20 protein-coding genes and 1 pseudogene are annotated in these 18597 nt (G+C 63.4%); 15 read left to right on the top strand and 6 right to left on the bottom strand.

Translation table 11 applies throughout. From position 1 onward, the window contains the following. Window positions 1-6 precede the first annotated feature (6 nt). The 4 genes from ACSHT2_RS24905 to lpxK are packed head-to-tail and all read left to right on the top strand — an operon-like array spanning window position 7 to window position 3271. Entirely contained in the window at window positions 7-249 is a 243-nt protein-coding gene (locus tag ACSHT2_RS24905) for a DUF4170 domain-containing protein (protein WP_271531942.1), read from the top strand. Then, a complete protein-coding gene (locus tag ACSHT2_RS24910) occupies window positions 246-965 on the top strand; it encodes a lysophospholipid acyltransferase family protein (protein ID WP_440637157.1) in 720 nt (239 codons plus the stop codon). The genes ACSHT2_RS24905 and ACSHT2_RS24910 overlap by 4 nt, the downstream gene beginning before the upstream one ends. Next, entirely contained in the window at window positions 928-2262 is a 1335-nt protein-coding gene (locus ACSHT2_RS24915) for a 3-deoxy-D-manno-octulosonic acid transferase (protein WP_440637158.1), read from the top strand. The genes ACSHT2_RS24910 and ACSHT2_RS24915 overlap by 38 nt, the downstream gene beginning before the upstream one ends. After that, on the top strand, window positions 2255-3271 hold the full coding sequence (gene lpxK, locus ACSHT2_RS24920; protein ID WP_440637159.1) for a tetraacyldisaccharide 4'-kinase: 1017 nt from the start codon (window positions 2255-2257) through the stop codon (window positions 3269-3271). The genes ACSHT2_RS24915 and lpxK overlap by 8 nt, the downstream gene beginning before the upstream one ends. Before the next feature lie 237 nt (window positions 3272-3508). Here the strand turns inward: lpxK and ACSHT2_RS24925 are convergent, their stop codons facing one another. Continuing rightward, complete coding sequence (locus ACSHT2_RS24925) at window positions 3509-3706, bottom strand: hypothetical protein (RefSeq protein ID WP_440637160.1); 198 nt, start codon at window positions 3704-3706, stop codon at window positions 3509-3511. A gap of 496 nt (window positions 3707-4202) precedes the next feature. Here ACSHT2_RS24925 and ACSHT2_RS24930 point away from each other — a divergent pair, with 496 nt between their 5' ends. Beyond that, window positions 4203-4511, top strand: a complete 309-nt coding sequence (locus tag ACSHT2_RS24930) for a hypothetical protein (RefSeq protein WP_440637161.1) — start codon at window positions 4203-4205, stop codon at window positions 4509-4511. Between the two features lie 16 nt (window positions 4512-4527). Here the strand turns inward: ACSHT2_RS24930 and ACSHT2_RS24935 are convergent, their stop codons facing one another. Continuing rightward, a complete protein-coding gene (locus tag ACSHT2_RS24935) occupies window positions 4528-4755 on the bottom strand; it encodes a DUF2093 domain-containing protein (RefSeq protein ID WP_014491939.1) in 228 nt (75 codons plus the stop codon). A gap of 209 nt (window positions 4756-4964) precedes the next feature. On the opposite strand from ACSHT2_RS24935, the gene ACSHT2_RS24940 reads away from it, so the two are divergent. Together ACSHT2_RS24940 and ACSHT2_RS24945 are read left to right on the top strand one after the other, a co-directional pair. After that, complete coding sequence (locus tag ACSHT2_RS24940) at window positions 4965-5789, top strand: dienelactone hydrolase family protein (RefSeq protein ID WP_440637163.1); 825 nt, start codon at window positions 4965-4967, stop codon at window positions 5787-5789. Between the two features lie 276 nt (window positions 5790-6065). Next, on the top strand, window positions 6066-6215 hold the full coding sequence (locus ACSHT2_RS24945; protein ID WP_162832052.1) for a hypothetical protein: 150 nt from the start codon (window positions 6066-6068) through the stop codon (window positions 6213-6215). Between the two features lie 156 nt (window positions 6216-6371). Here ACSHT2_RS24945 and xseA read toward each other — a convergent pair whose 3' ends face one another. Further along, entirely contained in the window at window positions 6372-7994 is a 1623-nt protein-coding gene (gene xseA, locus ACSHT2_RS24950; RefSeq protein ID WP_440642923.1) for an exodeoxyribonuclease VII large subunit, read from the bottom strand. A 174-nt stretch (window positions 7995-8168) separates the two neighbouring features. On the opposite strand from xseA, the gene ACSHT2_RS24955 reads away from it, so the two are divergent. From ACSHT2_RS24955 to ACSHT2_RS24965, 3 genes are all read left to right on the top strand, one after another. Further along, window positions 8169-8972 (top strand): acetoacetate decarboxylase family protein, encoded by an 804-nt coding sequence (locus ACSHT2_RS24955; RefSeq protein WP_271531957.1) that lies wholly within the window; start codon window positions 8169-8171, stop codon window positions 8970-8972. 148 nt (window positions 8973-9120) lie between these two features. After that, window positions 9121-10296: an ABC transporter substrate-binding protein gene (locus ACSHT2_RS24960; RefSeq protein WP_440642924.1), complete on the top strand. Its 1176-nt coding sequence runs from the start codon at window positions 9121-9123 to the stop codon at window positions 10294-10296. After that, the gene (locus ACSHT2_RS24965; protein ID WP_440637164.1) at window positions 10293-11051 is read left to right on the top strand and encodes an SDR family NAD(P)-dependent oxidoreductase; all 759 of its coding nucleotides are present in this window, start codon (window positions 10293-10295) and stop codon (window positions 11049-11051) included. Before ACSHT2_RS24960 ends, ACSHT2_RS24965 begins: the two co-directional genes overlap by 4 nt. Window positions 11052-11061: 10 nt before the next feature. On the opposite strand, the gene ACSHT2_RS24970 is transcribed toward ACSHT2_RS24965, so the two are convergent. After that, window positions 11062-12126 carry an NAD-dependent epimerase/dehydratase family protein gene (locus ACSHT2_RS24970; RefSeq protein WP_440637165.1) on the bottom strand — a complete coding sequence of 355 codons (1065 nt, stop codon included), beginning with the start codon at window positions 12124-12126 and terminating at the stop codon, window positions 11062-11064. A 29-nt stretch (window positions 12127-12155) separates the two neighbouring features. On the opposite strand from ACSHT2_RS24970, the gene ACSHT2_RS24975 reads away from it, so the two are divergent. Beyond that, the gene (locus ACSHT2_RS24975) at window positions 12156-12881 is read left to right on the top strand and encodes a TetR/AcrR family transcriptional regulator (protein WP_440637166.1); all 726 of its coding nucleotides are present in this window, start codon (window positions 12156-12158) and stop codon (window positions 12879-12881) included. 64 nt (window positions 12882-12945) lie between these two features. On the opposite strand, the gene ACSHT2_RS24980 is transcribed toward ACSHT2_RS24975, so the two are convergent. Continuing rightward, window positions 12946-13491, bottom strand: a complete 546-nt coding sequence (locus ACSHT2_RS24980; protein WP_440637167.1) for a hypothetical protein — start codon at window positions 13489-13491, stop codon at window positions 12946-12948. A gap of 191 nt (window positions 13492-13682) precedes the next feature. On the opposite strand from ACSHT2_RS24980, the gene ACSHT2_RS24985 reads away from it, so the two are divergent. Further along, complete coding sequence (locus tag ACSHT2_RS24985) at window positions 13683-14495, top strand: nickel-binding protein (RefSeq protein ID WP_440637168.1); 813 nt, start codon at window positions 13683-13685, stop codon at window positions 14493-14495. 315 nt (window positions 14496-14810) lie between these two features. Here the strand turns inward: ACSHT2_RS24985 and ACSHT2_RS24990 are convergent, their stop codons facing one another. Then, on the bottom strand, window positions 14811-15578 hold the full coding sequence (locus tag ACSHT2_RS24990; RefSeq protein ID WP_440637169.1) for an IclR family transcriptional regulator: 768 nt from the start codon (window positions 15576-15578) through the stop codon (window positions 14811-14813). Between the two features lie 35 nt (window positions 15579-15613). On the opposite strand from ACSHT2_RS24990, the pseudogene ACSHT2_RS24995 reads away from it, so the two are divergent. The 3 genes and pseudogenes from ACSHT2_RS24995 (at window position 15614) to ACSHT2_RS25005 (ending at window position 18595) form a co-directional block, all read left to right on the top strand. Continuing rightward, window positions 15614-15945: pseudogene (locus ACSHT2_RS24995) on the top strand (transcriptional regulator). Then, window positions 15881-18058: an ATP-binding protein gene (locus ACSHT2_RS25000; RefSeq protein WP_440637170.1), complete on the top strand. Its 2178-nt coding sequence runs from the start codon at window positions 15881-15883 to the stop codon at window positions 18056-18058. The pseudogene ACSHT2_RS24995 and the gene ACSHT2_RS25000 overlap by 65 nt, the downstream one beginning before the upstream one ends. Window positions 18059-18082: 24 nt before the next feature. Further along, entirely contained in the window at window positions 18083-18595 is a 513-nt protein-coding gene (locus tag ACSHT2_RS25005) for a hypothetical protein (RefSeq protein WP_440637171.1), read from the top strand. Window positions 18596-18597 lie beyond the last annotated feature (2 nt).

Raw genomic sequence — 18597 nt, forward strand, 5'->3', positions numbered from 1 at the left:
GAACTCATGCCAGATAGTGCCCCGCAACAACTGCTTCACCTCGTCATCGGCGGCGAACTCGTCGATCTCGAGGGCAACACCTTCAAGAATCTCGACGACGTCGAGATCGTCGGCCTCTATCCGAACTATGCGGCCGCCTATGCCGCCTGGCGCGCCAAGGCGCAGAGCACGGTCGACAACGCACAGATGCGCTATTTCATCGTCCATCTCCACCGGCTGCTCGACCCGAATCAAGAACCGGCGCGTTGAAAAGACTGCTTCGCAATACGCTGCGAAGCAGCTGGCTTCAGCGTGCCGTCGGGGTCCTGGCGGCCGAATATCTGCGTCTGGTCTGGCGGACCAACAGGTTCACGTTCGATCCCCCGAACGTCTATGAACGCGTCGAGCCGCAGCTGCCTGCGATCTTCGCGTTCTGGCACGGCCAGCATTTCCTGACGCCCTTCATCAAGAACCAGGACAAGGCCTCCTATCGGGCCAAGGTCCTGATCTCCCGCCATCGCGACGGCGAGTTCAATGCGATCGCGGCCGAACGGCTCGGCATCGGCACCATCCGCGGCTCCGGCGACCATGGCGGGGCGTTCCATCGCAAGGGAGGTGTGGGCGCCTTCAAGGAAATGGTGCGGACGCTCCAGGCCGGTTGTAATGTCGCGTTGACCGCCGATGTCCCCAAGCGCTCGCGCGTGGCCGGGCTCGGCATTATCATGCTGGCACGGGAATCGGGGCGGCCGATCATGCCTTTCGCGATGGCGACCAGCCGCTTCGTCCGGCTCAAGAACTGGGACCGCACCACCATCAACTTGCCATTCGGGCGCGGCGCATTGGTCGGCATCAGGGAAATCCACGTTCCTCCGGATGCCGACGCCGCGACGATGGAAGCGTTGCGGCAGGAGCTGGAAGACACCTTGAACGAAGCCACCCGCCGCGCCTATGCGCAACTCGGCCGCCCGGGACCTGCAGATGTCTAATTCGCTGCCGATGACGCTGCGGATGTATCAGCGTCTGGCCTCCGGCCTGGTGCCGCTTGCGCCTGCGCTGATCAAGCGGCGGCTGAAGCAGGGCAAGGAGGATCCCGCGCGCGTCGGCGAGCGACGAGGGCTGTCCGGTGACGTGCGGCCGCATGGCCCGCTGGTCTGGATCCACGGCGCCAGCGTCGGCGAGGTGCTGGCCGCGGCGGCGCTGATCGGGCGCCTGCGCGATCTCAATCTGCGCATCCTGCTCACTTCGGGCACCGTCACCTCGGCGGCGGTGGTGGCAAAGCGCTTTCCGCCTGACGTCATCCATCAATACGTGCCGTATGACTCTCCGCGCTATGTCGCGCGCTTCCTCGATCACTGGAAGCCGTCGCTGGCGCTGTTCATCGAATCCGACCTGTGGCCGAACCTGATCCTCGCCGGCGCGGCGCGCCGGATGCCGATGGTGCTGATCAACGGGCGGATGTCACCGCGTTCCTTCCCGCGCTGGCGCCGCTTGCACGGCACCATCTCGGCGCTGCTGTCGCGGTTCGACATTTGTCTTGCGCAGTCGAAGACCGATGCCGAGCGCTTTTCCGCGCTCGGTGGCCGCGACGTCGTCACCACGGGCAATCTGAAGCTGGACGTGGCGGCGCCGCCGGCCGATCTCGCAAAGCTCGAACGGCTGATGGCGATGACGCGCGGGCGTCCGATCGTCGTCGCGGCGTCGACCCATCCGGGCGAGGACGAGATGCTGATCGCGGCGCATCGCAGCCTCGTTGGTTTCTTCCCGCAGCTTCTCACGGTGATCGTGCCGCGGCATCCGGACCGCGGCTCCGCGATCGCAGGCCTGGTCACGGCGACCGGCCTGAAGCCGGCGCTGCGCTCGCGCGAGGAGCTGCCGACGGCCACGACCGATGTCTATGTTGCCGACACCATGGGCGAGCTCGGCCTGTTCTACCGCCTCTCGCCGATCGTGTTCATGGGCGGATCGCTGATCCGCCATGGCGGCCAGAATCCGATCGAGGCGATCAAGCTTGGCGCCGCGGTCGTCCATGGTCCGCACGTCTTCAATTTCGCCGACGTCTATGAAGCGCTCGACGGCAGCGGCGGAGCGCGGCAGGCCGATACACAGGAGGCGCTGGTCAAGCAGCTCGGCCTGCTCCTGGCCGAGCCGACGGTGCGCGACAAGATGCAACGCGCAGGCTCAGGCGTGGTCGAGCAGCTCGGCGGTGCGCTCGATCGCACCATGACCGCGCTCGAGCCGTATCTGCTGCAGTTGCGGATCGAGATGGGGGCCGCCAATGCGTGAGCCGGCCTTCTGGTACCGGCCCCGCTCCCCGCAGTCGTATGTCCTCTGTCCGCTGGGTGCGCTCTACGGCGCCGTCACCGCATGGCGCATGCTGCGCAACGGCGTGGACGCCGGCATTCCCGTGATCTGCGTCGGCAACTATCATGTCGGCGGCGCCGGCAAGACGCCGACGGTGCTGGCGTTGACCGGGCTTTTGCGCGAGCTCGGCGAGACGCCGGTCGTGCTCAGCCGCGGCTATGGCGGGCGCCTGAAGGGCCCGGTGATGGTCGACCGCGCCCGTCACACCGCATCCGATATCGGCGACGAGCCCCTGATGATGGCGCGCGACGTCCCGGTCGCAGTCGCGCGCGACCGCCTCGGCGGCGTCGCGCTGGCGAAATCGCAGGGCGCCACCGTGATCCTGATGGATGACGGTTTTCAGAACCCGGGCCTTCTGAAAGACGCGTCCCTGATCGTGATCGACAGCGAGCGCGGCCTCGGCAACGGCCAGGTGTTTCCCGCAGGCCCCCTGCGTGCGCCGCTGCAGGCCCAGCTCGCGCGCACCGATGCGCTGGTGCTGATCGGCGATGGCCGCGCCGCCAACGATGTCGCGGCCGAGCTTGCCAAGCGCGACAAGCCGGAGCTGCGCGCACGCCTGAAGCCGGTTGCCGCATCGCTCGCGCAGCTGCTGGGCAAGCGGGTCCTCGCGTTCGCCGGCATCGGCGATCCCGAGCGCTTCTTCCGCAGCTTGCGCGCCAGCGGGATCGAGGTCGCGCGCACGCGCGCCTTCGCCGACCACCACGTGTTTTCGCAAGACGAGATCGCAGCTCTCGCCGCGGAGGCCCAGCGCGAGCAGCTCACGCTGGTGACGACGGAAAAGGATCTTGCACGCCTGCGCGGCCGCGCGGACGTGCCCGACGGCATCGTGCCGTTCGCCGTTCAGCTCGAGTTCGACGAGCCGGCAAAGCTGCGGCAACTGATCAGCGATCATCTCTACAAGGCGCGCGAGCGGCGGTTCGGCAGGCGATGATCTCGTAGCGTGAGCAAACGTGCGCGCCAGCGGGTCTTGGTGACGGCTTGCGATTGCGGTTCAGAACTCCGTCCGGCTCACCACGCCCCGACGGCCATCAATCCGATAATGGTCACGCACGAGATGCAAGCCATGATGACAGTATAGTACTGCGGTGCGTTCATTGCTGTCTCCCAAACTGGTCGCCAGTTGCCTGGTCACTGCCATGCGGGAGTGATCGCCGGTCTTGCGGCCGCTTCAGTTCGGCATGCCCTGACCGGTCTTGCGGTGTGCGTCCGCTCTCTCATCGTCGCCCTGCTTCGCAGGGTGATGATCCGCTTCCAGAGTTTCAGAGCGTTCAGCTGCGATCAGAAGCTGCCTGCGCATCTCGGCGAGACGGGCGCGGCAATATTCACGATAGAGCAGGTCTAGTATGGCGGGCATGATCATCCCCATCGTGACTCTCAATTTACAGATATTCCACTGCGAATTTTCGCGATGATCATAGCCTGTCAGGTGGCTCTTCGATATGAGCCCGTTCACAGACTGTGCCAATTCCGAAGCTCGACGGCTGCTCGGTTGAGTTGATCGTCTGTGCGAAAAGGAACAGGGCTGATTACCTAACATGCACTTTAGCAGCGATCTGTTTCACCAGGACTTCGTCAAACAACTTAAGGGCGCCGAACGGCGACGAGGAATCCAACCACAGCGCGAAATGACTCGCCACGGAGTGCACGCAACTGTTCGATGCAACTCGGAGCGGCACGACGGAGATCATTTCGGCTGTGAGGCGGTCAGGTCAGGCGCGCGAACATCGCCGGGATGCGACACACGTGCTTCGACATAAGCTGCACTGCTCGCGCTGCTGCGCCTTGTCGATCCTGCAGCAGCCCGTCATTCAGGCGACATTCATCGCAAGACTTCTATCGGTTCAGGCGATCGGGAGAATGCGATGAAACTGCCGTCCGCGACTGTCGCCGCCAGCCTTGTGTGTCTGATCATTGCGCCTGTGTTTGCTGCACAAACGATGCCGTCCGCTGCTCCCGGCGCGGTGCCGGTTCCCGCCACCAAACGGGTCACGTGCCTGGCTACGACGCAAAACCTGAAGGGACAGGACAGGCGCGACCAGCGGCAGCTCTGCATGGCGCAGGCGCGGGTCGATTGTCTGAAGCAGGCGATCGATCAGAAAATCGTCGGAGATGCCCGGAAGGATTTCATCAAGACCTGCGCAGGCTCGTCGGATGGCACGGAGCAGCAATAGCCGCGAACAGCAGGCCTTACGGCTGCGGCTTGAGCGCGCCGGGGAAATGCCGCTGCAGCACCGCGGCGGGTGTGGCGTAGGCCTCCTGCAGATCCACGCTCCAGTACTTCAACTCGTCGAGCGGGATCCGCGTGTCGGTGATCGCGCAGCGCACGAAGGTCCCCGGCGAGATGACGCGGAAATCGCCGTCGAGATACTGCACCTGCGCTTCGCCATGGCCCGAGGGGCCGAACTTGTTCAGCACGGTCGAAAGTCTCCGTGGAAGGCCTCTCCCTGGAAAACCCTGGAGGGCAGAATGTGTTGGATTGGATGTAGCATAGATAGGGTGGCTTGTCCGCCCGTCAAACCCACCGGTTTGTGATGTTTTGCCCCCGTTTGCCCGTGATACTGCACGACCGAAGGATTGTCCCGGTGTGCCGCGCGCGGCCCCGGCACCCGATACGGCAGAGTCCGATGCGCCTTCGACTGACCGCCCTGTTCCTGACGCTGCTGATATCGACTGCGCACGCCGCACCGGCGCCGCAGCCGGTCGACATTCCGCTCGCGTCCGGGGTCCTCCATGCGCAGCTCTACAAGCCCGAGGGCGCTGGCCCGTTTCCGACCGTGATCGCGCTGCATGGCTGCGGCGGCCTCGGTGGCCATTCCGATCCCGTGCTGCCGCGCTATCGGGATTGGGCCGAGCGCCTGCTCAAGGCGGGCAATGCCGTGCTGCTGCCGGACAGCTACGGCTCGCGCGAACTCGGGCCGCAATGCCGCGTCCGGGAGATGCATGTCAAGGCGCGGCGCGAGCGTGTCGCCGATATCGCGGCCTCACGCGCCTGGCTGATGAAGCAGGCCTGGGTGGCGCACGACCGCGTCAGCCTGATCGGCTGGGCCAACGGCGCGAGTGCGCTGCTCTGGGCGGTGCGCCCGCAGAGCGCAGCGCGCGATCTCAGTCCGGATTTCCGCGCAGCGATCGCGTTCTATCCGGAATGCCGGATCTCGGCGGGTTTGGGGTGGAGCACGCGGGTACCGACGCTTGTGCTGATCGGCGCCGATGACGACGTGTCGCCGCCGCCGGCCTGCCGCCAGATGGTGGACGGCGCGCGTGGCCGCAGCGCGCTCGCGCGCATCGTGGTCTATCCCGGCGCCGATCACGATTTCGACCGCGCCAACATGCCGCTGCACGCAGCTGCCGGCAGCCGCGACGCCGCCGCGCCCGAGCGCGGCCATTTCGGCATGGACGCCGAGGCGCGTGCGGAATCGCAGAAGGACGTCGCGCGATGGCTGGCGCGGTGATGAAGCTCCAGTCGCCCGAATGAGCGAAGCGAGATCCGGGAAGACTGTTCCCGCATATCGCTGCGCTCATGCGGGCTGCGGACTTGTCCCGCCGAAGGCTCGGTAGAAGCGAAGGCGGAAGCGGGGCCGCCCGAGGAACAACGTGGGCGGGCAGCCCCGCATCGACCACGGTCCTGCACGGAGTATGGCCGACCGTGAATCTACGGACCCATGCCGCGCCGGTTTCAGCTGTGACTGTGCCATCATTCGACCACGATGGCGGTTAAACGAATTCACATGCGCAACCGCATCGTTCTCTTCGCCTCCGCACTGATCGTCTTCACCGTCGCGATCTTCCTGTTCGAAGCCCGCGCCGGCGCGCCAATGCTAGCGCCGGAACATTGCGGCTTCTGGACCACGATCGACGCGGGACTGTCCTGCCGGTAGGCGAGCTGCATCCACACACCCGCTGTCATCGCCCGGCTTGACCGGGCGATCCAGTACGCCGAGGCGGCTGTGATTTACCGAGGAGCCGCGGTGTACTGGATTCCCCGCTTTCGCGGGGAATGACAGCGAGGGTGGAGCACTCGCCGTCCTCCCGCCTCAGAACAAGCTGCCCTGATCCACCGGCTTGGCCACGCGCTTCGGCGCCGGCTTTGTCTCCTGCGCGACCGGCTTCGGCTGTGACGGCGCGCGCTTTGCGGCGGGGGCCGCGCGATCCGCATCCGCCGTCGCGCCGACGCGGCCATCCGCGAATTCGATCTCGACGCGTGCGCCGGGACCGATCGCGTCCGCCGCATGCAGGGGGTGGCCGGCCTCATCGCGCACCAGCGCAAAGCCGCGCGCGAGCACGCTGCGGTAGGACAGCGCGGAAAGCAGCTTGCCGCTGTTCTCGACCCTTGTGTCGAGCCGGTGCAGCAGCGTCGCAAGCGCGCGCCCCGCGCGTTCGGCCAGACGATGGGTGCGCTCGCGCTGGCGCGCAATCGCGTTGCGCTGCGCCTGCGCATTCGAAAGTTTCGAGGCGCGCAGGCGCACTTCAAGTCCGGCGAAGCGATCGCGCCGTTGCCGCAGCAGCGAGCGCGCCGAGAGGCCAAGCCGCTCGCCGCACACGGTGAGCCGGTGATCGGCCTGCGCGATCTGGCCGTGCAGCACCCGCAGCGTCAGCTTTGAGCTGGCGGCGGTAAACCGGCGGAAATGCGCATGCGTGTTGGCCTTGAGGCAGCGGGGCAGGGCGCTACCTGCCGAATCCAGCCGCTGCCGCGGGATCGCGAGCAGATCGCCGGCCGCCGGCAGCGCGCGCGCGGCGGCGCGCAGCTCGCTGCGGCGGCTTTCCTGGGCGCGCTGCCAATAGGCGCGGGTGCGCCGGCCGAGATCGGCGACCTCGACGAACAATTCGCCGCGCACCGGCACCGCCATCTCGGCCGCCGCCGTCGGCGTCGGCGCGCGCTTGTCGGCGACGAAGTCGATCAGCGTGATGTCGGTCTCGTGCCCGACCGCCGAGATCAGCGGGATCATGCTCTCGCTTGCTGCCCGCACCACGATCTCTTCGTTGAACGACCAGAGGTCCTCCAGCGAGCCGCCGCCGCGCGCGACGATCAACACGTCGGGCCGCGGAATCTTGCCGCCCTCCGGCAGCGCGTTGAAGCCGCGGATCGCGGCTGCGACCTGCTCGGCCGAGCCGTCGCCCTGCACCTTGACCGGCCACACCAGCACGCGGCGGGGAAAGCGGTCCTCCAGCCGATGCAGGATGTCGCGGATCACGGCGCCGGTCGGCGAGGTCACGACGCCGATCACCTCCGGCAGCCAGGGCAGCAGCTGCTTGCGCGCCTCGTCGAACAGCCCTTCGGCCGCGAGCTTCTTCTTGCGCTCCTCCATCAACGCCATCAGCGCGCCGATGCCGGCCGGCTCCAGCGACTCGATCACGATCTGGTATTTCGAGGAGCCCGGATAGGTCGTGAGCTTGCCGGTGGCGATGACCTCGAGCCCCTCCTGGGGCTTGAAGCGCATCCGTCCGTGCACGCCCTTCCAGATCACCGCCTCGATCTTGGCGCTCTCGTCCTTGAGCGCGAAATAGCAATGGCCGGAGGAGTGGGCGCCGCGAAAGCCCGAGATCTCGCCGCGGACCCGGACATGGCCAAAGGCATCCTCCACCGTCCGCTTCAGGGACTGCGAGAGCTCGGAAACGGTGAATTCGGGGGCGTTGAGCAGTGGTTCCGCGGGCGGCATCGGCAAACGATTCGGCATGTTGGGGTCAGACCCGACGTTAAGGATTTTCGCAGCGCGGCGCCAATCAATTCGGCGAGGCGTGGAACCGCTCCCGCGGAGGGCTGCTTGACTCGCCGCTGATTTCATATATGAAAGTTAAAAATCATATATGAACATAGAGAGGAAGCGGACCCGATGACCGTGGTCACCGACCCCAACGATCCCCGTCGGCGCATGTTTGCGCAGTACCGGCTCAAGCCGGATAGCGGGGTCAATCCGCCCTATTCGCCGGCCTATCCCGTCGAGTGGGGTTGCACCTTGCGAACCGTCGAGATCATGACCCGTGTCGCGCCGGGCAAGGTCGCTTCCCTGCTGGCCGACACGCCGTTCGAGATCGCCAGCGATCGCGTCGCTTTCCGCTTCATGCGTTCGCCCGGCCACTCCCTGGCCGTGCACGCGGGCGAGATGTTCGATCTGATGATCTCCGTGCCTGTCCGGTACAAGGGGCTGTTCACCGAGACGCATATCTTCATGTATTGCAGCGATCCCATGGGGATCTGCGCCGGACGCGAGGTGTTCGGCTACACCAAGAAGGATGCCCATTACGCCTTCGACGAGCATCCGGACGGCTCGATCACCGGGTGGGTCCGGCGCCGCGGAATTCCACTGGCTGATTTCGCCTTTACGCCGGATGCGTCCGCACCCGTCGTCCGCATCGTCGATGGCGACGAACTGCCGGCCGGCGAGATCCATGTGCGTCGTTTGCCGCATCCTGAGCGCCTCGGCATCGCCTATGCAGACATCGCCTATCGCCGCACGCCGTTGAAATACTCCAAGCCGGTGCCGGGCCGTGCCGCGATGACGCTGCACGCCAGCGAGTACGATCCGATTGCCGATCTCGAGCCGGAAATCCTCGGCGCGCATTTCATGGTGTCGGAGGTCTATGGCGGCGGATTCGAGGTCGAGGACCGGCGGCTCATCGAGCGGCTCATTCCCTGACGACAAGACCAGCCTGCGCGCGATGTACGTGCGGGCGGCGAATACCGGGAAGAAACACGCGCGAGGCAAAGGAGGATTCGACATGGAAAGACGATTTCGGGTGAGCCGCCGCCGGCTGCTGGCCGGCGCCGGCGGATTGGCGCTGGGCATGACGGGACTCGGTGCGCGGGCGCAGGAGGCAAAGCCGCTTCGCATCGGTGTGCTGACGGACATGTCCAGCCTCTATGCCGATGTCACCGGTCCGGGCTCGCTGCTGGCGGCAAAAATGGCGGTCGAGGATTTCCAGGCTTCGGCTCCCAGGATGACCCGGCCAATCGAGATCATCAGCGGCGACCACATGAACAAGGCAGATCTCGGCGCCAACATCGCGCGCGAGTGGATCGATCGGCAAAGTGTCGACGTGATCGTCGATGCGCCGAATTCGGCCGTCGCACTGGCGGTCCGCAACGTCGTGCAGCAGAACAACAAGACGCTGCTGGTGTCCGGCGCCTCGTCGTCGGACCTGACCGGCAAGTCCTGCTCGCCCAATCTCGTGCACTGGACGTACGATACCTACGCGCTCTCGTCGGGTGTCGCGCGCGCCGTCGTCGAGAGCGGCGGCAAGAGCTGGTTCCTGCTCACTGCCGACTATGCCTTCGGCCATGCCATGGAAGGCGACATCAAGAACGTCGTGCAGAAATTCGGCGGCAAGGTTCTCGGCGGGGTTCGCACGCCGATCAACACGCAGGACTTCTCCTCCTTCCTGTTGCAGGCCCAGTCTTCTAAGGCGGAAATCATCGCGCTGATCAATGCCGGCGGCGACACCATCAACTCCATCAAGCAGGCGGTCGAATTCGGCATTCCGCAAGGCGGCCAGCGCGTCGTTGCGACGGTGCTGTATCTCAGCGACGTGCATTCGCTCGGTTTGAAGATCGCGCAAGGATTGCAGTTCACCGAGTCCTTCTACTGGGACCTGAATGACGACACGCGCGCCTGGACCAGGCGCTTCGCGCCGCGCAATAACGGCCGTCATCCGACCGCGTTGCATGCGGGCGCCTATGCCGCGACGCTGCACTATCTGAGGGCTGTCGATGCGCTCGGCGCTTCCAGCGACGGCAAGGCGGTCGTCGAACAGATGAAGAAGCTGCCGACCGATGATCCGCTGTTCGGCAAGGGCAGCGTGCGCGCCGACGGTCGCAAGCTGCACAACATGTATCTGTTCGAGGTGAAGACCCCCGCAGACTCCAAATATCCCTGGGACTATTACAAGCTGGTCAAGACCATTGCGCCGTCCGAGGCGTGGCGGCCTCTGGCGGATGGCGGCTGCGAGTTTCTGAAGTCGTGAGCGAGAGTGACCGGCCGCCGGTCGCGCTCGTCACCGGCGGCGGGGGCGATATCGGACGCGCCATTGCGTTGAGGCTGGCGCGGATGAGCGATGCGGTCGCGATCGTCGATCGCGACGAAGCGGCTGCCAGCGCCACTGCGCAACTGGTCGAGAAGGCCGGTGCGAGGGCGCTCGCCATCCGCGCGGATGTCTCGATCGCTCAGGATACAATCGCCTTCGTCGAGGCGGCTGAAACGCGCTTTGGGCCGATCGGCATCTTTGCCAACAACGCGGGCATCGAGGGCGTCGTCGCTCCTCTTCACGAATACCCGGACGAAACATTCGATCTACTGCTGCAGGTGAATGTGAAGGGCGTTTTTCTCGGCCTCAAGCACGTGATCGCGAGAATGATACAGCGTGGGACGGGCGCGATCATCAACACCGCATCGACCTCTGCGATCCGGGGGCGCGCAGGGCTTGCCGGCTATGTCGCCTCCAAGCACGCCGTGCTCGGGCTGACACGCACGGCGGCGCTCGATGTCGCCGGGACGAGGATCAGGGTCAACGCCGTTCTGCCCGGACCGGTCGAGTCGCGCATGATCCGGGAACTGGAAGGCCAGGCGCGTGACAGCGCCATTGCGTTGCGCAGAAACGTTGCGACCACGCATGGGCGGCCGCAGGATGTCGCGAACGTCGTTGCTTTTCTCGCCTCCGACGAGGCTGCCCACGTGAATGGCGCCGCGTGGGTCGTGGATGGTGGAGTGACGCTGGCATGACGCTTTGCCGTCAGGAGACGGCGACTGCGTGCCCCCGATGGTCAGCCAGACTGGCGAGGTTGGCTTCGGGCTGCCGCATCGCGGCAAGTCCCTCCTTCATCGTGATTTGCGGCGCGTAGCCCAACTCAGCCTGCGCCTTGGCTGTGCTGATTGTGAATGGCTTGCCGATAAGGCGTAGCATCTGGCGCGTGATTGGCGGCTCGCCGCTGAGGCGCAGGATGCGCCACGCTGCTCCCATGAGGCCGGCCATGGTCCAGGCCATCGCGAACGGGACGGACTTGTCTGGCGGGCTTACCCCGCGGGTGGCAAGCAGCGACGAGATGAAGCTCTTGAGGGTGCTCTGCTCCGCATCTGCGACGAAATACGCCTGGCCGCCGCGACCCCGATCCGCGGCGAGTATCAGCGCGGTGCACAAGTTGTCGACGTGACAGCTCGACATGGCCTGCGTGCCTCCCGCGACCCATTGCCACCGGCCAGCCTTTACCGTCTCCACCATGTGATCGAGGATCGGCATGTTGCCTCCCCAGATAAAGGGCGGCCGCAGCGCGATCGTCTCCAGGCCCGGGCGGACGCCGCTCGCGGCCAGCAAGACGCGTTCGCCTTCAGCTTTCGATGAGGCGTAGGGCGAGAAGGCGCGGACTTGTAACGGAAGGCTCTCGTCGGCATTCAACATCGGCTCGGGATCACCCATGACCACCGCCGCTGCGCTGACCGCAACCACGCGGCGCACGCTGGCCGACGACGCCGCCGCGTTCACGACAACACGCGTGCCCTCGACGTTGGTCCGATCGAAAAGCTCTCGCTTGCCCCAAAGCTTGAAGTGCGCAGCAGCGTGAAACACGATTTCGCAGCCTTGCATCGCCGTTCGCAGCGCCTGCTCGTCGTCGAGCGCACCCCGAACCGGCGTCGCTCCGAGCGCTTCGACTTGCGCCTCGCTCGAAGCGCTTCGGGCCAGCGCCCGCACCTGCCAGCCCCGGGCGAGAAGCTGCGAGATCAGGCGGCCGCCGACAAAACCGGAGCCGCCGGTCACGAGCGCAATTCGGGCCTGTTCGGATGGCTTCAGGGGATCATTCATGGCGAACCTCTCGGGCTGAATGGAGCCCGATGATGTCGCGCGTCCGTTCAAAAGTCAACGAACATAATTCATATTTTGTTCGGATTTGCGCGCAGGGCGGCTTTGCTGTACTTTTTCGCCAGGAAACGCAGGTCGATATGCCCTCAAGTCCCTCTTCCGACGACAATTCGTTCCGAGAGCAGATTCTCGAAACCGCTCGAGCCCAGGTGCGTCGGCATGGTGAGGCAAAGACGAACGTGGTCGACATCGCGCGTGCGCTTGGCACGTCGCACACCACGATCTATCGCCACTTTCGCTCCAAGGCAGACATCTTCGACGCCCTCGTCGTTGAAATGATGCGCGACGAGGAAGAGATGGCGAAAAAATTCGTCGAGGCGAAAGGATCCTTCGCCGAGCGCCTGGAGGGCATGGTGATGGCGTTGCACGCCCGCAAGCGCGAACGGTTCACTGCCGACGCGGAGGTCTACGGCCTGTACCGCCGGATCGTGGAGGAGCGGCCGGAGATCATAGCGGCGTACTCGAAAGCGATGACGTCTCTGGTCGGCCGCATCCTGGCTGATGCAAAAAAACGCGGTGAAATCCGGGTTGATGATGTCGAGGCCGCGGCCGGTGTCGTGCGGGACGCGGTGACCGTGTTTGTCCATCCGGTCCACGTGGCAACCGCCGTCGCGGCCAATCTCCCCAGCGAGAGGATGGCCCGCAACGTTGTGCGCACGATTTGCGCCGGATTCAAAGCGGGTGCCAAATTGACGTGAATCCGGTGTTGGCGCGCTGATCGACCCGGAGCGGATGTTGCGCACGGCAGGGCTGCAACTCGCCTTAAGTCTCTCTCTTAGGCTTTACCGAGATCAGGCTTGAGATAGCCTCGGCACTCTCAGACGGCTTCAGATTACCTACATCGAGGGTTAGTGCGGGCTGAGGCATTGATACCATGCAGGCGTCGAACTGCGAGCGGAGTGCGCGCAGTAGCGACAGATCCCGCATCTTGCCGAAGGCGGCACGATCTTCATCAACCAGGCGTCGCTCTTGCTCGGCCTGTTCCAAGTGAAGTGCTACGAAGATGACCTCGCCGCCATTCCGCTCCACTAGTTCTTGTACCCGGACCGGAAAGTCTTCAGCCACCGTTGGCTCGGGGGCGAATGTGAATATCAACGATCGCTTCTGCTTGGCAGCTTCCTCGAACACGGCCATCCAGAACTGTTCACGTAAACGCGAGAATGCCTCCGTGCCAAACGGAAATACCGCGCCAACTGCGTCGACGACGAGGTGATTGTGAAACAGCGCAATCCCTGTCCGGGAGGCAAGATGGCGCGCGATAGTCAGTTTTCCCGAGGCGACTTGCCCATAGATGAAAATAAGCTGCATCGGATCATAATATCACAGGGACTCCCTCGCGGGCTTCTCCTGGAATCGCCACGTCTAGGCATTGCGACGGCTACAATGTCGCCTGTTGGCCCCGGAGCTGACATCAGGACGCAGGGATTGGCCCTTTCGGGAACTTCAAGCTTGGTGCAGACTTCAGGCCATATTTCGAAGAATTGGATAGGGTGCTGCCGATGCCAATTTTCCTCGATCGACACGATCTCTCGGGGCTGACTGCCGCCGATATCGCCGAGGCGCATCGCAAAGATTTGGAAGTGCAAGATCGATACGGCGTTCGTTTTTTAACGTACTGGTTTGATGAATCGCGCGGTACGGGCTTCTGTCTCATTGACGCACCGGATATCCGAACGGCGATGAGGGTTCATGACGAAGCTCACGGCGACGTAGCGAAAGATGTCATCGAAGTGGACCTCTCGGCGGTCCAGGCGTTTCTGGGGAGGGTGTCCGACCCGGTCCCTGGCGGCGGGGCAGACGATGTCAAATTCGACTCGGCGCTGCGAGCTATCATGTTCACCGACATCGTTGGCTCTACCAGCATGACGGAGCGTCTTGGCGATGCCCGTTCAGTGGAGATGGTTCGGGCTCATGACGCGCTGGTGCGCCGGGCCTTGAAGGACGAGGGCGGGCATGTGGTGAAGCACACCGGCGATGGTATCATGGCATCCTTTGCCGACGCCGCTGCCTCCGTGCAATGCGCCCGCGCCATCCAGCGTGCATTTGAAGCCTTCAATCTGGCAAGCAAGGAGAAGCTTCAGGTGCGAATTGGCATCGATGTCGGCGAGCCGATTGCTGACAGCAACGACCTTTTCGGTGCGACCGTTCAACTGGCCGCTCGTTTGTGTCAGTTGGCCGACCCCGATGCCATTCTGGTGTCAAAGGCTGTACAGGATTGCATCCGAGATCGCGTGCAAGTGTCAAGCTTGGGTGCCCACCATCTCAAAGGCTTTCAGCAGCCCATTGATGCATACGGAATCGAATGGCGTTAACTGTCGCGACTACTGGCGACGTCTGCGTTTGGCCCTTGTGCGACCTTGGAAGATTGCTGCTTCTCCGCCGCTGTCGGGTTTGAGTGGACCTCACGCGCCGAGCCGCTTATGAGCACACGTCCTAGCGGGTTGGCTTCGGCTGGAAGAGATCGCTGCGGATCGTTCACCTCTTCCCGCTTGCGGCGGGGGCAAGGGGGACTTGGCCTATTGAATATTGTTTCTTTGAGGATCCACCCTCTCTCCAGCCCTTGTCCGCAAGCGGGAGAGGGCGTGCACCTCCGTCGTTGCAGCAATGGAGCCTCATCCCACCATACGTCAAGAAACGCCGCCGATCTTCTCGGAGACGATCCTGGCCGCGCTGCGCAGCTCCGCGGCGATGGTGCTGGCTTCCGCGGCGGGGATTTGGTCCTGCCTCACCAGCGGGACGGTCATCGCGGCCACCGCACGGCCGGAGGCTTCGATGATCGGGCAGCTATAGGCGAGGATGCGCGTATAGCCGTCGTCATTGGAGAAATTTCCTCCCTCCGCCGAAATGCGGTCGAGCGCCGCAAGCGCCTTCTTGGTGCTGATCCGATCATTGGCGGCGATGACCTGCGCAAGCTCCTGGCGCCGCCCCTCGAGCTGGAAGGCCGCCAGGACCTTCGCGGATGCGTATTGCTGGGTGAGCGGAAACACCGCGCCGACCTTGACCGACCAGCCCATTAGCCATTCCGGCTCGATACGGGCAATCACCATGAACTGCTCGCCGTGCAGCACCGTAAGGTGGCAGGACAATTGCACGCGCGAGGCGAGCTGCTCCATCACCGGCAGCGCCGCCTTCAGCAGCCGCTCGGTCGGCGGGAATTGCGAGGCGATCCGGAACAGTTTCAGCGTCAAGGTGTATTCGCCGGTCGCCGGGTCGCGCGCGACATAGCCGCGGCGCTCCAGCGCCACCAGCATCCGGAAGATCTCGCTGACGGAGCGCCCGACGCGTTCGGCAAGTTGTTTCTGGCTCAGGCCGCGTGCAGCGCCCGCCAGCGCCTCCAGAAGGTCCAGCCCTTTTTCCAGGGCGGGCGCGCCCGGCTGCGGCTTTTCAGGGTTCATCGATCAAGCCTTTGAGAGTGCACTGCCGGGATCACATGTTGGCAGTGCGCCTTCGTGTACCCGATCGCCCGAGTGGCGAAAAGCCGTTCGCCAGTGAACGCCTGTCCGCGCTGAACATCTTGCTGGCGCAGGCCGGCCTGGACTTCGCGCGGCTGAAGAAGCTGACCGGCGCCATCGACGGCAATCTCGGCGCGCCTATCGAGGCGCTGGCGAAGGTGGGCTATGTGTCGGTGGAGAAGGCGTTCGTGGGCAAGAAGCCGCAGACCACCGTGACCGCCGCCGCCCGCGGCGCGTTCGGCGGCATGTCGCGACGTTGCAGGAGATCATTGGGGGAAAGAGATGTAGCTTTCCGCAATGCCGATCATAGCGCGCTCTCCCCTTGCGGGAGTGTCGAGCGAACGTACAACCCTCGCTTTTTGGCGCTCTCTGAGGTAGTAAGAGATACGGGGGATACCATGCAGGAAGAAGTAAAGGTCGAAGTAAGGCCTGATTTTCTCGCGCGGCAAGCGAAAGCGCAACCTATTCAGGCGCTGGCGGAGCTGATTTGGAATTCTCTCGATGCTGACGCGACATCTGTCAACATTGAGTTCGAGCCAGACGGCATCGGCGGCATCTCTAGAATCGTAGTTGCGGATAATGGAGACGGCATTCCGCGCGAAGAAGCTCGGCAGGTCTTCAAGAACCTTGGAGGATCTTGGAAGACCCTACGGCTGACCACACCCCGCCTGAATCGCATGCTCCACGGACGCGAGGGGCGCGGGCGGTTCAAAGCGTTTGCCCTTGGGGGGGTGGTCGATTGGAAGATCATCTACGCGAAGGATGGCACTCCGTTTCGCTATGACGTCGCTGTGCTGGAGCAACAGATTGAGCGGGTCCGGGTTGGCGAGGAAGCACCGGCTCCCGGCGCTGCCACCGGCGTAACGGTGGTGATATCCGAACTGAAGAGGCAGTTCAGTTCGTTGCAGCCGGAAAACGCCGTTCAAGAGCTTTCTGAGATCTTCGCTATCTATCTCAAGGATTATCGCAACGTCACGATCACGATCGCAGGCGAGCGAATCGACCCGGATCGGGCGATCGCAGGTACATGGAACTTCGAATTAGCGCCCATCGCGGACGATGATGGAGAACAGCACCCTGTCGATCTCGAAATAATCGAATGGCGCGGACAAACCCGTCGAACCCTTTATCTGTGCAACGAGCAGGGCTTCCCGTTATCGCAAGTAGAGACGCGCTTCCACGTAGGCGACTTCCATTTTTCTGCCTATCTGAAATCCAGCTTTATCAGCGAGTTGCATCAAGACGGACGGCTTGATCTTGCGGAAATGGTCCCGGCTCTGGTTGCCTCGATCGAGGAAGCGAGAGCAAAGATTAAGGAAGTTTTCCGAAACCGTGCGGCTGAGCGGGCTCGGATCGTCGTTGACGAATGGAAGGAATGGAAGGTCTATCCCTACGAAGGTGACCCGGTGACTCCCGTTGAGAAGGCCGAGCGCCAGATTTTCGATATCGTCGCCGTTACCGTCCAAGATGCCTCGCCAGAGTTCAGCGACACCGCCTCAAAGCAAACCGCCCTACACCTGAGGCTGTTGCGCCATGCTATCGAGCGCAGTCCGGCCGAGCTGCAGCTTATTCTCGATCAGGTTCTGAAATTACCCAAGCGAAAGCAGAAAGAGCTGGCTGAACTGCTTAACGAGACCACGCTCGCCGGAATCATCAGTGCGGCTACCCTTGTCGCTGATCGGTTGAAGTTCCTAGAAGCCCTGCGGTTTATCCTGTTTGACTACGAGGCTCGCCAGAAGCTGCGCGAGCGTTCGCAGCTTCATAAGATCTTAGAGCAAAATACGTGGATTTTCGGAGAGGAGTATAATCTCTGGGCCAGCGATAAGGACCTTACTACGGTGCTGAAAGTGCATCGGGATAAGCTCGATTCCGATCTCGTCATCGACGACCCGGTCAAAGTGATCAACAAAGCGCGCGGCATAGTCGATCTCATGCTCTCGCGCGCACAACGCCGACATCGTGCGGACGACCTTGAACATCTGGTGATCGAGCTTAAGGCCCCAAAAGTCACTATCAATGCGGAACACCTGAATCAAATCGAGGGTTACGCCCTAGCCGTGGAGGAAGACCCTCGGTTCAACCGGGTTGAAGGTTTGCGTTGGCATTTCTGGATCATTTCTGATGCCTACAACAAGCAAGTCGAGGCCCGCATACGGGGCGGGCCCGATCCTCAGCGCCGTCTGATCCAGCGGACTGACAGGGTAAAGGTCGGCGTGAAGACTTGGGGCGAAATCCTCGAAGAGAACAACGCTCGACTTCAGTTCGTCAAAGAGAAGCTAGAACATAGGGTCGATGATGGCCAAGCGCTCGCGTTTTTGCAGGAGCGGCATCGCGAGTTGCTTGAAGGCGTGCTGATCAACGACGACGAGCAGATAGAAACGACCGACGATGCGGTCTTGGAGGGGCCGTCGAGCGAAAGCTGAGATGGACAAGCTGGACAACTCCGAATGAGCGCACCTCAGGAAGACGAAGATGACGAAGCCGGGATTGAATTGTTCGTGGCTCACTTTGACGCGAGGGATCGCGCGCTGACGGTCCACGAGGCTGGCCACGCCGTCGTTGCGAGTGTTCTCGGCGCACATGTCGTATTCGTGGAGATCGATTTGACGACCGGCAATGGCAGGTCGCACTCGCAAAACTTCGTTGAGCACGTCAACAACCTTGCGGTTTGTGTTGCCGGCTGCAGAGCCGAGCATGCTTTCGACGCGAGATCGTCCCGAGGGACAAAGATCAGTGACTTCAGGAAGATGCGGAGACTGCTATTGGAGCTGCCTGAAGCCAAGAGACGTGCCGCGCGCTCGGAAGGCTACCGGCTTGCCGAGGAGATCCTAAGAGAGCACGCAGCCAAGGTGCAACGACTCGCTGCCGAACTGATGGTCCGACGATGGGAAGACGGGACGGATACGGTCCGCATCGACGGCGACGAATTGATGGCGCTGCTCGACGGTTCCGGGACTTGAGC

It is taken from the genome of Bradyrhizobium sp. PUT101 (assembly GCF_052043945.1).
GTDB lineage: Bacteria > Pseudomonadota > Alphaproteobacteria > Rhizobiales > Xanthobacteraceae > Bradyrhizobium.